Genomic DNA, 13,400 nt, shown 5'->3' on the forward strand with positions numbered 1-13,400 from the left:
CATGTCCATTGATCGGTTTATTTTAAGAAAACTGGACTCCTGCCCGGAAGAACATACTCGCTCCAGTTTGCTTCAGTTGTTCAAGATCCGTATTCAGAAAGCACAAAACGCGGTGGAATGGTATTCCTTCAAATAATGATACACATGTATCCATCATGGGGAGTCTTACATTAAGGCTCCTTTTTTGTTGCAGACAAAAAAAATCCCTCTTAATAGAGGGACAGTGCCAGTGTGTCATTTTCACTTTTGCTGTGCAAAATGGCTTCAGAGCCTTCGATTTCGATGCTGATTAATGAATTCAGGCATTTTTGTAATGCTCTTTTGCCGTATTGGAACTTATTTTCTAAGGTGCCGCTTAGCAGCTTTAATATTTTTTGGACGGATTGTTTGTTTTCACTGCTGAAGTATACTGGGACCAGCTTGTTTTGGAAACTAATTAACATTCTCATAGAAAAATCACCTCATTCGTGTTATTCCATATTTGTATTCTAAACCCCGATTATTAAAAATACCTTAAAGAAAGCTTATAAAAACTTAAATTGCACACAATTTTCACAGATTCATAGGGATTTTCATGGATATAAAAGATGTGAAATTGTCATATTGATCTTACTTGAAAAAGGATATTTTATCATAAACAGGAATGAAAAATAAATGGAAATGATTCTCTGAACCTATTCTATTTTTGATTTTAATGATTTAATCTAGTTAATTTGTCACAAATTGACATGTTTACGCACGAGTGATACATTATCATAGAAGTTATTGTATCTTATGAATCATAGATTTACAGAGAATGAGAGGTGTAAAATATTGATTCTGACCGTCATCAAAAGCCGCCAGCAAAGAGATTGGTTTGATATAGATGTACCGGACGACTATCCCGTCATTCAATTGAAGGAAATGCTGGGAATGAGGGTGCACGGGGAAGCGCCTCAAGCCGGCCAACAATATATATTGGAAGGAAAATTTCCGGACGGGCTCTGGTTTACGATTCGTGATTCTCAGGATATCGCCGAAGCAGGCCTTCGGGAAGGCAGCCTGGTAAGGCTTCAGCGCGCTTTCTCCACAACGGATGAAGAGGCTCCAGTATATGGGAAGAGGAGCCTGTTTCAACATGAGGTCTATTGGGGTAATGGGGGATTAAGAGAGCAACTTTGGAGAAAAAAACACGTACAAAATACATAGAACGTTTTGGAAGCTAAAGGAGGAGCTGACGCATCGTGAATGTGTTGTATCAACGCTCGCCAAGAATCAAGCCAACGCTGAAAGAAGAGAATATCGAAATATTGAGACCGCAGAATGAGCCAAACAAGCCTTCTTTCTCTCTCATTTCCATTCTACTTCCGGCGGTAATGACGATATTCAGCATTGGATTTTATATATATATGAATCTGACCGGAAAGATGGGCAATTCGAGCTTTATTATGTTTCAGATGGTTTCTGTCATGATGATGCTGACATCTTACACGATTCCTTTCTTCGTCTATCTAGGCAACAAGAAGAAATATAAGGAACAGCTGAAAGAGCGTATCCGCTTATATCATGTGGAGCTGGACAAACACAGAGAAGAATTAACCATAGGGCATAAGGAACAAGTGAATGTGCTTTTAGAAGTTCACGGTGATCCTGATGTCTGTTTTCATGTTGTCAAAAACCGGAGCAGCGTGCTGTGGGAACGTTCTTTTGAGGATGATGATTTTCTGCATACGCGTATTGGAACCGGAAATCTTCCCTTTTATATGAAGGTAAAGGTTCCTCGTCCGGATGGTTATGTAAAAGATCCGCTGATTGAAGCGGCGCAGGAGCTTGCGAATGAATTTGAAACGGTTCCGGATGCTCCGGTAGCGCTGCCGCTGTTTCAGGCGAAAGTCATTGGTCTCGTGGGTGACCGGGAGACGGTCATGAATTCACTGCGGGTCATCATTGCCCAGATGGCTGTCCGACATTCACCGGACGAGGTGAAGCTCGCCGCCTTTTACGAGGAAAAGGATGCAGAGGACTGGGACTGGATGAGATGGCTCCCGCATACATGGGATGAGAACCGGAGCCAGCGCTATATGTCTGACCGGCGCAGCAGTACCCACCAGCTTGCGGATGAACTGTTCCAGCGCCTGATGCGCCGTAAAACATCACGTAATGAGAAAAAGAAGAAAACCGTTGAATTGCCGGTACAGCTTGTCCTACTGTCGAGCAGCCAATTGATCGAAGAGGAGCCGCTGCTTCCGCTTTTGCTGGAAGAACCCGGAGAGGTTGACACCTGCACCATCATTTTGTCGGACCGCAAGGAAGCACTGCCTATGCAATGCCATCTGATCGTGGATGTTAGCAGGGAGCAGGGGCATTACTCTTTAAAGCGCGAGGACGGGGCATTTGATCAGATGGGTTTTGTTCCGGATATCCTTACGCTCGAAAGGGCAGAGGCTTTATCGCGTTACATGGCCCCGGTCCGGTTGAAACGTTCCTTGGCATCGGATATACCGGATGTTCTGTCTCTGTTTGAAATGATGAATATGAAAACCGTATCGGATCTGGATGTGCAGCAGCGCTGGAAAAATAATCGTTATCCAGACAGCCTCCCGGTCCCGATTGGCGTCCGTGCAGGCGGTAAAAAGATCAATTTGAATATTCATGATAAAATAGAAAGACAGGGGCATGGTCCGCATGGTCTGATCGCGGGGACAACCGGGTCAGGTAAAAGTGAGGTTATTCAGTCCATTGTGGCCTCCTTAGCCGCGGAGTTTCATCCCCATGACCTGTCTTTCATGCTCATTGATTATAAGGGCGGAGGTATGTCCAATACGTTCATCGATCTGCCGCATGTTGTAGGAACGATTACCAATTTAAGCAGCAGTTTGATGGAAAGAGCCCAAATATCTCTTAAGGCGGAGCTAGTCCGTCGCCAAAAAATATTAAATGATGCCGGAAATTTGCAGCATATCGACGAATACTACAAGCAGTTAAGACGTGGAGGGGGAGAACCTCTTCCGCATCTGGTCATTATAATTGATGAATTTGCACAGCTCAAAAAAGATCAGCCTGAGTTCATGGATGAACTGATCAGCATAGCGGCTATAGGCCGAACGCTGGGTGTTCATTTGATACTTGCGACTCAGAAACCGGCTGGCGTTGTTGACGATAAAATATGGAGTAACGCCCGTTTCCGCATTTGTCTGCGCGTACAGGACGAAGGTGACAGCCGGGACATGCTCAAAATTCCGAATGCAGCCTGGATTAATAAGCCGGGACGTGGCTACTTACAGGTGGGCAGCGATGAGACTTTTGAAGAAATGCAGTTTGCCTGGAGTGGTGCACCTTATGTGGAACAAACGGATTCGCCGGGACGGATCGTCCCGACGGAAATCTCTTTGAACGGAAAACGTGAAAACCTGCTGGCAACCAGCATGTCCGCAGCGAATCTGCAAATGGAGCAGCCGCCAAAGCAGCTGCAGGTCTTTATAGACAAACTGGCCGAAGCAGCAAGTGAGGCAGGAATCCAGCGTCTTCAGGGACCGTGGCTGCCGCCGCTTCCGGACAGGCTTGAGCTGGAGGATCTGGCAGTCTTTACAGGAAACCTGCAGGCCCATGAGCTTGAAGGAATCGTGGGTGTGATTGATGATCTGCCTAACCAAAGCCAAAGACCGCTTCATATTTCGATGCACCAGGGACACTGGGCAGTATATGGAATGCCGGGTCTTGGCAAGACGACATTTATACAAACTCTGCTGATGTCACTGGCAGGCCGCTACTCTCCACTGGCGTGGAATGGCTACATCGTGGATATGGGTCGTATGATGCGTGATTTCACAGGATTGCCGCATATTGGCGGTGTCATGATGGCAGAAGAGGATGACCGGATTAAACGCTTGTTCCGTTTTCTGGTGAAGACCGTTTCCCGGCGTAAAGAAATGTTTGCCGAGGTAGGCGTAAAAACTGCTGCCGCTTATCGGCGTTCTCAGATGACCGTTCTTCCGCAGCTGCTCGTGATCATCGATGGTTACTTGAATTTCCGGAATTCATTTCCTGAAGAAAATGAGATGCTGGAATTTATTTTGCGTGAGGGCGGTAACCTTGGTATCACGTTCATGATCACTTCAAACCGTATATCTGATATTTTTGAAAAAGTACGGAGCAATATTGCCAATGCGGCAACCTTTGAACTCGCGGATGCTGCAGATTATTATTATGCCGTTGGCAGACCGGCCAGGAACCCTGGCTCCATGCCTCCGGGCAGAGGTTTAGTGAAAGGACATATACCACCGCTTGAGTTCCAGGGTGCGCTGCCGGCAGCGGGCGATGATGAAGCAGTGCGTTCCATAGCGCTCCGCAACCAGATTCAGAACATCGCTCAGCATTATCCAAATGAGCAAGTGCCGAAGATTGAAAAGCTGCCGGAACGTATTCTGCTTCATGAGCTTATGCCGCATGTGGCAAGCTTCAAGCCAGAACTTTCGGGGAAATCTTCGTTTAAGGTACCTGTCGGATTGTTTACGGATGATCTGGAGCCCTTTGAACTGGACTTGAAGGAAGGACCTCATTTCATCATTGCCAGCCCGATGGAGGGAGGGAAAACCTCCTTTTTACTTGCATGGATGCTGTCGTTGGCATATCATTACTCACCGGAACAGATGCTTATGTATACAGTGGATTCCCGTTATGGAAGCCGTGGTCTGTCGCAGGTTAAAGAGCTTCCTCATATACAGGGCTGCGCCGCGAGGGAGGAAGAGCTCTCTATTCTGATTGGTCAAGTATATGAGCAGGTGCAGCGCCGTGGAAGTGAAGAGACGGAAGGACCAGCCATTCTGCTGGTGATCGATGATGCCGACATTCTAGCTAAACAGTTAAATGACTTTACTATAAAGGAACAGCTCGGAGCCATTGTGAGACTCGGACGTGACCGGAATGTACATGTTCTGTTATCGGGTGTTCCGGCTGACTTTCCAACGTTCGGGGTGGAGTGGTTTAATGATGTGAAATCTTGCCAAAGCGGATTTCTATTCGGGACTTTAGACCCTAATGATTTATCGTTCTTTCGGATTCCTTTTTCGGAGTCCAGTAATGCCCCTGGCAGCTTGAAAATTCTTCCACCGGGACAGGGGTACTACATTAAACGGAAATTTGCCAGGGTTAAAGCTGCAATTCCGTTCGATGAACAATGGGACAGCAATAACTGGGTCACAGAAATTCGTGACCGATGGCATGTTGTTGTTTGAGGGGAGGTGGCTCATAATGTTGACGATTCATGCTTCCAAACAGGATACAATTACACTTGATAATAAAGAATTCTTTTTCCTGGCAGGAATTCTGGGTTCGGACCGCCTTTTAGGCATAGAAGACCCTTTTCAAGGATATCTGGCGGAGGAAATTGCCGAAGAATGGGATGTCGTCAAAGAATCTCTTCTGGAAAAGGGTTACCTTATAGAGGAAGACAACGGCGTCGAGCTTGCGATGCCTCCAAAGGTATTCTCGCGAGTGGCCATAGCAGGTTTAGCTGAACGCTCCTGCTGGTTAAGGTATAAGCAAAATAATGAAACATTCGAAGGTTATTTGCATGCTACAAATGAACGTGTCGTTCAAGTCTGTAAATCCGAAAGGGATTTTCAATATAAACTTGATGAGCTGGGAACGGTGGATGAGGCATGCGGCAGATTGATAGATGAGATGGATTTAAAGGATTATGCCCCTGCGGATACACCGGCCCTGCTGCTCTCCAAAAAGAAATTCGGGGAAATACTCAGCCGCGCTTCGGCTCTCACTTTGGATGAACTGAGTGATGAGCTTGCCGCGGCTACGAATGATATGGAAGGTTCCATTGCGCTTGCCCGCTGCATGAAATTTCGTACAGTGGAAGGTGAAATGCACTTGTCCACATGGAATGGAAGCAGCTGGGAGACACAGAATGCCGCATTTGTGGTTAATGATTCAATGAATTGGCTAGTCCGCATGAGCATGAGCGGGGATCAAGACTGGTTGACAGCCAGTCCTGCCAGCAAACAACAATTTCAAGAGATGCTGCTTCTTTGGCTGAAGCAGTCCGCAGAATCAGATGGAAGGTGATGATCCGTGCGTATTTCTGTTGAACCGGAAGCACTCCGGGCATTAAGTCGTCAGTTGGAGCAGAGTGGCGAGCAAATCCGCCAAATTACGGCTTCTTTAAATCAGGCTTTAGGATCGTTAATATGGGAAACTTCTATCCGTCAATCTCTCTTGAATCAGTGGCAAACCGCCAACCAACAGGGAGAGCAGATCTATGCCCTGCTTAACGAAATGGGAAGAAATGTGCTTAATAAGGCAGGCCAGTTTCAGACCGCAGATCAGCAGCAGCATTCCATCATGGGCAATTCTGTATTCTATAATTCTCCGGTTGCCAGTTTTCGTGCTGCCGGTATTCAAGGCAGCGGTTCGATTCTCCCCGGCTATGGTGGACGCAATGTCCCGATCTCGAATCCATCTTCTGCAGTTATGGCTGTACAGGGACAAGGATCAAGTGAGGACGGGGTTGATGTCGGCTGGGGCTATCAGGGACCGACTCCGGCAGGCTGGGCATCGCTAGGCTATGGTGCTCTAATGCTGGGAACGATGGTCAAAAGCGGATTTAATGTCAATATGAGAAATAATGGGGCAGTTGCTACGATCAAGGGCGCGCGTTCACCATATGCACTGAATGAAGGCATTAAAGGAACACGTTACACGCTCAATAATGCGGCGAAAAATCCCCAGGTTTGGAAATTTGTTGATCCCAAAATCGCTGCCAAAGAGTCTCTATCGATCAAGGGGATTGGCGGAAAGCTTGGTTACGCTGGACTTTTATTTGATACAGGCGTATCCGGATTTCAGGATTATAAGCGCGGAGGGGCAAGCCGTGCGGCAGCCAGTGTATTGGTGAACGGAAGCTTGGGTCTAGGGACTTTGGCAAGCAGTGCCGCGATTGGAGCAGCGGTAGGTTCCGCGGTTCCCGTAGCGGGTACGGCTGTAGGTGCGGTAGTAGGCTTGGCTTCGGGTGTGATCATATCGGCGGTCACCGATATCGAAATTAACGGAAAATCGCTAAAAACTTATGCAGTGGACGGAGTAGATGCAACGATCGACGGAACGGTTGAAGTGGCGAAGGTTGCAGCGGAAGGGATTGGCCATGCAGCGCAGGAAACCTTTCATGCCGTTTCAGACTCCGTAAAAGCCGTATCCCATGGAGCAAGTGAACTCGCAGACCAGGTGAAAAATAAGATCGGCAGTCTGGGCAAGATGTTTGCCTGATATAAAGGAGTGAGGGATCGTTGAACAGCAGTGTTCCTCAGCAAAAGCAAAGTTCCATAGATGATTTTACCGGGGTTTATCCGCTTCGTATCATACGATCTCAGACCGTGAGTCTGCTACTGCTCCCTAATCTGCTGCTGCTCATTTTAGCCTTTGCAGATCCATTTACCCCTTTATGGGCGTGGGTGCTGCTGGTTCCGCTGGCGGTATTGGATGTTTTGAGCCTTTTTATTCTGATATCGCCCGGCAGAATGCAAATATTCCATTTGTTGTTTCTGGGAGTGCTTGGAATACTGGGCTCAGCAGCCTTTACGGCCGCTGCGAACAAGCTGGCATATGCCACCTTAGGTATGACATCGCCTTGGTTTCTGATCGTATCCGGGGCGGGGTATTTTCTCGTTTTCGGACTTCTGTATCGGATTCATATGAAGCTTTTATATGGCGGATATTACTCCCGTGATGAAAATGAGACCGTGTCAGGTAATGGCAATGGGCTAAGAAAGTCACAAGGCATCATACTGGCATGCTCCGGGGCAGGAGTTCTGATCGGGAGTGTGCTCGTCAAAACCTTTGGGGGCTACAACATCAAAGTGATGCTGATTATCATGCTTCTTTTACTATTTTCGTTAGCATATATGATGCTTGCCGGTAATCTTCACAAATATATTTTGATGAAGAAGAGAGGCTAATACTTCAGTCTTTTCCCAGAAAGACGTGTACATATTGTCAATAGAGAGGAAGGTTGAACAAACGATGGAGGAACGGGAACACACGAATTCATTGCTTCCGCTCGGGTCGGTAGTTCTGCTCAAGGGCGCTCAGAAGAAGTTGATGATTTACGGGCGCAAGCAGATCCAAATGGAAAGTAACACCTTATACGATTATTTGGGTGTTGTCTATCCGGAAGGATACATCGACCCCAACTATACTTTTTTGTTCAATCATGAGGATATCGACAAGATCGAATTTACCGGATTTTCGAATGATGAGGAAGAAAGATTTAACAAGCTTCTGGAAGATGTTTCAATTTAGTAGGAAGCGGGTATAAAGAATCAGGACTAGCGACTTTAGATGAAATTGGCAAAATATAGTATAGTCTAGAACGAAAATAAAAAAGAAAATAATCGAACCTTGAAGGAGGCACATTATGGCAGGACGTATTTTAATTACCCCCGAGCAAGTCGATACGGTAGCGAACCAATTCAAGCAAAGCGGAGAGCAAAGCCAACAAATCGTCTCCAGCTTGACCCAAGCCATTCATGGCATGGAAGGACAATGGGAAGGGATGACCAAACAGCGTTTCTTCCAGGAATTCCAGGAAGCAGGCAAGCAGATGCAATCATTCGTTCAAATTCTCAACAGCATTAGCCAAGAGCTGACTGCAATTGCCCAGAAATTCCGCACCGTCGACGAAACGCGTTAAGGTGTATTTCGATAGGACCAAAGTATTGGGATTGGTACAATCCACTTATAAGCTTAGAAACCGGGTGTTCGTGAACTCCCGGTTTTCTTGCAGTCTATTCTAGTTTTTTGACAAAGAGAGGGGATGTCTATGTCTTTTCAGCCTAATCCGGGAGATATGATCCGTATCAACGGAAAAATGTACTCTGTGGGTCAGCATCCAGCCGCGCCCGGTTTGGCGTATGCCCAAGCAGGAAGGCAGGGAATTGTCTATCAGCTGATCCCTGCAGAAGGCGGACCGCATGAGGCGAAGGCTCTAAAAGTGTTTTTTCCTAAATTTCGTATTCCGGCGATGGTTTATCAGTCTGAAACGATGGAGATTTACAGTGGAAGCCCGGGCTTGCAGGTCTGCAGTCGAGACGTGCTCACTCCCGAAAGAAACGGAGAAATAATTGCCGAACATCCGGACCTGCTATATGCCGTATTGATGCCCTGGGTTCACGGATTTACCTGGTTTGATATCATTGCCGACCAGAGGCAGCTTAAACGCACGGAAAGTCTCTCGCTCGCAAAGGCGCTTTCCGGCATTGCTTCGGGCATGGAACAGCGTGGCTTGGCCCATTGCGATTTATCTGCTCCGAACGTAATGCTTCCGTTTTTTTCTGAAGTCGATCTACCGGACAAGAGCTCGGCTGTCGAATTGGTTGATGTTGAGCAGATGTATAGTCCTAAAATGGACCGACCTGATGTACTGCTGGCAGGCTCGCCTGGATATGCAGCCCATCGTACGGTGCAGAGTGGACTGTGGAGTGCTTATGCAGATCGGTTTGCCGGAGCGATTATTCTTGCTGAGATGCTGGGATGGTGTGATCCACAGGTAGTGGGGAAGGCCTGGGGAGAAAGCTATTTCGACCAGCATGAGATGCAAAACCCATGCGAGCGGTATTTTGTGCTGAAGAAGTCCCTCGAGGATAACTGGGGTACTAAGGTTGCGGAACTGTTCGCCCGTGCTTGGGAGAGTCAGGATGTTAGCAGTTGTCCGACCTTCGGTGAATGGCTGGTTATCTTGTCGTCCATTAATGAGGAACAACTGCTGCAGGATGAAATTGAAATCGCTGCAGTTCCCAATATTCAAGTGGAGGAGCCAATCATACCTACGCAGGCAGCCTCTGAGGCTGCTGCGGGATCCGTCCCTGAACGACAGGGGTCAGGCGCTGTCTTGGTTGAATCGAACCGAACCGGTCAGGATAGTGGCGTAGTCAACCGGTTATTCCTGCAGGCAAGGGAAATGGAGGAGAAGGGAAATCTCAACGGCGCACTTGAGGTTTACCGGTCCGCACATCATTTTGTACCATCAGGTTCACCGCTGCAGGTGGAACTGGAAGCGGCCATTAAGGGGATTGAGGAGCTGCTCAATCCGAAACAGGAAGATGAGCCAGGGAAGCTTCCTTTTTACCGTTCCCGAAAATGGATTGCTACAGCAATTGCTGTCTTGATTCTTATCGGAGGCTCCGGCTTTACGGTAAACCGGATATTGGCAGACCGGGCGGAAAACCGTCAAAAGGAAGCCGCAGCCACTGAGGCTCTTGCCAAGCAGCAGGAAGAAGTCAGATTGGCAGAGCTCAAAAAGCAGGAGGACGAAAAGCTGGTGAAGGCTGCCGAAGCGGAGCAAAAGCTTAAGCAGGATGAAGAAATCAAGCTGGCTCAGCAGAAGCTTGAAAAGCAAAAGCTGCAGGAGCAGTATAACAAACAGGCCAAGTATGAAGCCTATCTTGCCCAGCAAATGCAAAATCAAGAGAAAAAGGATTCGGAGAAGCAACAGCTGCAGCAGATGTATGACAAACAGGCCAAGTTTGAAGCTTACCAGAAGCAGCTAAAGATTCAACAGGCCAAAGAAGAAGCCGCACGCAAGGAGGCTGCAGCGAAAGCCAAGACACTCCAGAAAAAACGGTCAAGCCAGGTAGTCCAGCTGATTGCTTCCTATAATCAAGCCTATAATGCTCAAAAGGGCGGTAATACGGCGAAAGCAAGAGAATACGCTAAAAGCTTTGTCAATTTGTATGAGAAGGATGCAGCTTATTTTAAAACTGTGGGGAAAACCAGCACTCGCGCAAACGGAATTTATAAATTTCTGGCCAATGCGGGTTATCAGCTGCCTAACGTCTAGACATGATTTATTAACCAAAAAGGGGAGTTAAATAAAAAGATGAATTATACTATTCAGGCTTCCCAGCGCACGCCAGCGCTTATTATCTACTTAATCGATATCAGCGCATCCATGAATATGCTGATGGAGGATAAACGGCGTATCGATATCGTTTATGAAGCCTTATCTCTCGCTATTCGGCAAATGGTGTTCCGGTCAACGAAAGGTAACCGACTTACGCCGCGTTACCGGATTGCCATCTTGGCATATAGTGATGATGTTTACGATCTGCTCAATGGAATAAAGGGGATCGATGAAATTGCAGCAGTGGGTTCTTTGCCGGATCTGACACCGAGAAGATTCTCGGATTCAGCTAAGGCCTTCCGCCAGGCGGAACGTATACTGCAGTCCGAACTTCCGCATATGCAGGATTGTCCTGCCCCGCTGGTTTGTCACATGACCGATGGGGTAGCAACCGGAGATGATCCTGAGCCTATAGCCAAACGGATTATGAGCATGAGTGTACCAGACGGAAATGTGCTCGTGGAAAATATCTTTATCTCCGATCATATGCTGGATGAGCCTATCTTGCAGCCAAGGCGTTGGAAAGGAATCCACACGGAAACCGAGCTCAAGGATGAGCATGCGGCAAAGCTGCGGAATATGTCCTCACCTCTGCCGGAGAGCTATCGGGAGATGCTGGCCGAGGCTGATTATCTACTTACCCCCGGAGCATTGATGATGCTTCCAGGAAGTTGTGCTGAGCTCGTGTCCATCGGATTCCAAATGTCGGCGGCAACGCCGGTCAGAGCGTAGGAAGGGGTATTCTATGAAAACCAATACGGCTGCAACTCAAGGCTTATTCACGTTTGTCAGTTCCCAGTCCTCTGAGCATCGGCTTTCTACATATCAAGGCCGTTTTGTCTGCAGATATGCTTATGGGCGCGCAATGGAAAGTCTAGTGCAGGGAGAGAAAGGGCAGGATTTTGTTGGTGTTCATATGGATGGCAACTCATGTAATTTTGTTCTTTGCGACGGGGTCGGACAGAGCTACCAAGGTGATTTCGCTGCGCGATTTCTTGGCAACACGCTGCTGGACTGGCTGGGTACCACGCGCGAGTGGTCCTCTGCAGCTTTTACAAGCTTCATGCAGGAAATCACCGCATCAGCTTCCGAGCAGCTTAAACAGCTGACGCCTCCGGGAGAAGTCCCTACGCTGCTGCGCGAGGTACTGGAAGACAAGCAGCGTCTTGGAAGCCAGACGATGTATATTTGTGGTCGTATCGAGCTGCCTACAGCAAGAAAAAGACAGGGGAGAATCTGGATGGCATGGCAGGGTGATTCAAGGCTGCGCTTCTGGAAAAATAATGCGGAGATCAGCGAATATTTCCACGAAACGATGCTGACGAATGAACGCTGGTCCACCTTAACGGGGCCGGTCGGAGGTTCGCCCCATGTATACCAGACCCGTCTGGAATACGGATTACCAATGCGTCTGCAGCTCTACACGGACGGTCTGGATGATCTGGATCCGATCCGCGAGCTGCTGCCGGATGAACAGATTCAGATTCTCCTTGATGCCCCGCATACTGGCGGGCTTGAGGATGATGCTGCGTTTTTGGAACTTCAGTGGTAACAGGAATAACGAGAATTTACAGTGGTTAAAAATAGTTAGAGGAATAAAAAAAGTTTTTTTGTTAGGTGATTAAGCATAAGCTCTTTTTGGGTAATCTTGAGACAGATGAAACATACTAGAATCAGGTTACCAAAGGAGAGATACGAATGAGTCAGGAGCAGGTAAATAAACTGCGTTTTACAGGAAAGACAGCGATTGTAACGGGAGCCGGTTCCGGCATTGGAAAAGCGGCTGCCATTAAAATGGCTACAGAGGGAGCCAATGTGGCTTTATTCGATTTATTAAACGACCGCACGGCTCAGACAGAAGCGGAGATTAATGCCATTCGACCGGGTTCCGCACGCGCTTTTGATGTGGATACCTCGGATGCGGCCCGTGTGGAAAAAGCGGTTCTCGAAACGGTAGAACTGTTCGGCTCGGTTGATGTTGTTTTTGCCAATGCAGGCATCAATGGCGTGCTTTCACCTATTGAAGATATGAAGCTGGAGGACTGGCAGCATACGCTGAGCGTGAATCTGAACGGTACATTTTTGACAGTCAAGTATGCCATTCCTCATTTGAAAAAGCACGGTGGCAGCGTCATTATTACGAGTTCCATTAACGGCAACCGGACGTTCTCGAATTTTGGTATGTCTGCCTACAGCACCTCAAAGGCAGGTCAAGTAGCCTTTGCCAAAATGGCGGCGCTGGAGCTGGCCAAATTCAAAATCCGTGTTAATGTCATTTGCCCGGGTTCCATTTCAACCAATATCGATCAAAGCACGGAGAAAACTGAAGAGTTGAAGGAAATTGTCATCCCGGTACAGTTCCCGGAAGGAAGTCAGCCTCTGGCTGATGGACCTGGGGATCCAGAAAACGTGGCTGATCTTGTGGCGTTTCTGGGCTCGGATGAGTCCTGTCATATTACAGGCGCACAGATTATTATCGACGGAGCGGAATCGCTACTCTGCTAATGTAGGATAT

The 13,400-nt window shown here is 47.7% G+C and carries 13 protein-coding genes; 12 read left to right on the forward strand and 1 reads right to left on the reverse strand.

The features are described 5' to 3' along the window. The first annotated feature begins 1 nt into the window (after position 1). Complete coding sequence (locus E6W40_RS30255) at positions 2-136, forward strand: hypothetical protein (RefSeq protein WP_281281438.1); 135 nt, start codon at positions 2-4, stop codon at positions 134-136. Positions 137-209: 73 nt separating this feature from the next. Here the strand turns inward: E6W40_RS30255 and E6W40_RS06900 are convergent, their stop codons facing one another. Beyond that, entirely contained in the window at positions 210-449 is a 240-nt protein-coding gene (locus E6W40_RS06900; protein WP_136604810.1) for a hypothetical protein, read from the reverse strand. A gap of 364 nt (positions 450-813) precedes the next feature. Here E6W40_RS06900 and E6W40_RS06905 point away from each other — a divergent pair, with 364 nt between their 5' ends. From E6W40_RS06905 to E6W40_RS06955, 11 genes are all read left to right on the forward strand, one after another. Further along, on the forward strand, positions 814-1,188 hold the full coding sequence (locus E6W40_RS06905; protein WP_246073058.1) for a ubiquitin family protein: 375 nt from the start codon (positions 814-816) through the stop codon (positions 1,186-1,188). Positions 1,189-1,223: 35 nt separating this feature from the next. After that, positions 1,224-5,213 carry a type VII secretion protein EssC gene (gene essC, locus E6W40_RS06910; RefSeq protein WP_136604811.1) on the forward strand — a complete coding sequence of 1,330 codons (3,990 nt, stop codon included), beginning with the start codon at positions 1,224-1,226 and terminating at the stop codon, positions 5,211-5,213. Between the two features lie 16 nt (positions 5,214-5,229). After that, positions 5,230-6,057: a hypothetical protein gene (locus E6W40_RS06915; protein ID WP_136604812.1), complete on the forward strand. Its 828-nt coding sequence runs from the start codon at positions 5,230-5,232 to the stop codon at positions 6,055-6,057. Positions 6,058-6,063: 6 nt separating this feature from the next. After that, positions 6,064-7,254: a WXG100 family type VII secretion target gene (locus E6W40_RS06920; RefSeq protein ID WP_136604813.1), complete on the forward strand. Its 1,191-nt coding sequence runs from the start codon at positions 6,064-6,066 to the stop codon at positions 7,252-7,254. Between the two features lie 20 nt (positions 7,255-7,274). Then, positions 7,275-7,943, forward strand: coding sequence for a hypothetical protein (locus E6W40_RS06925; RefSeq protein ID WP_136604814.1), 669 nt, complete (start codon positions 7,275-7,277; stop codon positions 7,941-7,943). 64 nt (positions 7,944-8,007) lie between these two features. Continuing rightward, positions 8,008-8,286, forward strand: a complete 279-nt coding sequence (locus tag E6W40_RS06930) for a DUF4176 domain-containing protein (RefSeq protein ID WP_136604815.1) — start codon at positions 8,008-8,010, stop codon at positions 8,284-8,286. 115 nt (positions 8,287-8,401) lie between these two features. After that, entirely contained in the window at positions 8,402-8,677 is a 276-nt protein-coding gene (locus E6W40_RS06935; RefSeq protein ID WP_136604816.1) for a WXG100 family type VII secretion target, read from the forward strand. Between the two features lie 129 nt (positions 8,678-8,806). Further along, positions 8,807-10,822, forward strand: a complete 2,016-nt coding sequence (locus tag E6W40_RS06940; protein WP_136604817.1) for a protein kinase family protein — start codon at positions 8,807-8,809, stop codon at positions 10,820-10,822. Positions 10,823-10,861: 39 nt separating this feature from the next. Continuing rightward, the gene (locus E6W40_RS06945; RefSeq protein WP_136604818.1) at positions 10,862-11,617 is read left to right on the forward strand and encodes a vWA domain-containing protein; all 756 of its coding nucleotides are present in this window, start codon (positions 10,862-10,864) and stop codon (positions 11,615-11,617) included. Between the two features lie 13 nt (positions 11,618-11,630). Next, positions 11,631-12,437 (forward strand): hypothetical protein, encoded by an 807-nt coding sequence (locus E6W40_RS06950; protein ID WP_136604819.1) that lies wholly within the window; start codon positions 11,631-11,633, stop codon positions 12,435-12,437. A 146-nt stretch (positions 12,438-12,583) separates the two neighbouring features. Continuing rightward, positions 12,584-13,390 (forward strand): SDR family oxidoreductase, encoded by an 807-nt coding sequence (locus E6W40_RS06955; RefSeq protein ID WP_136604820.1) that lies wholly within the window; start codon positions 12,584-12,586, stop codon positions 13,388-13,390. Positions 13,391-13,400 lie beyond the last annotated feature (10 nt).

Source organism: Paenibacillus dokdonensis, from assembly GCF_004916975.1.
Classification (GTDB): Bacteria; Bacillota; Bacilli; order Paenibacillales; family Paenibacillaceae; genus Paenibacillus_AQ; species Paenibacillus_AQ dokdonensis.

Excerpts from the sequence above, each read along its gene's own strand:
- E6W40_RS30255 (WP_281281438.1), top strand. The coding sequence starts at position 2 with ATGTCCATTGATCGGTTTATTTTAAGAAAACTGGACTCCTGCCCGGAA.
- E6W40_RS06900 (WP_136604810.1), bottom strand. The coding sequence starts at position 449 with ATGAGAATGTTAATTAGTTTCCAAAACAAGCTGGTCCCAGTATACTTC.
- E6W40_RS06915 (WP_136604812.1), top strand. The coding sequence starts at position 5,230 with ATGTTGACGATTCATGCTTCCAAACAGGATACAATTACACTTGATAAT.
- E6W40_RS06930 (WP_136604815.1), top strand. The coding sequence starts at position 8,008 with ATGGAGGAACGGGAACACACGAATTCATTGCTTCCGCTCGGGTCGGTA.
- E6W40_RS06935 (WP_136604816.1), top strand. The coding sequence starts at position 8,402 with ATGGCAGGACGTATTTTAATTACCCCCGAGCAAGTCGATACGGTAGCG.
- E6W40_RS06940 (WP_136604817.1), top strand. The coding sequence starts at position 8,807 with ATGTCTTTTCAGCCTAATCCGGGAGATATGATCCGTATCAACGGAAAA.
- E6W40_RS06945 (WP_136604818.1), top strand. The coding sequence starts at position 10,862 with ATGAATTATACTATTCAGGCTTCCCAGCGCACGCCAGCGCTTATTATC.
- E6W40_RS06950 (WP_136604819.1), top strand. The coding sequence starts at position 11,631 with ATGAAAACCAATACGGCTGCAACTCAAGGCTTATTCACGTTTGTCAGT.
- E6W40_RS06955 (WP_136604820.1), top strand. The coding sequence starts at position 12,584 with ATGAGTCAGGAGCAGGTAAATAAACTGCGTTTTACAGGAAAGACAGCG.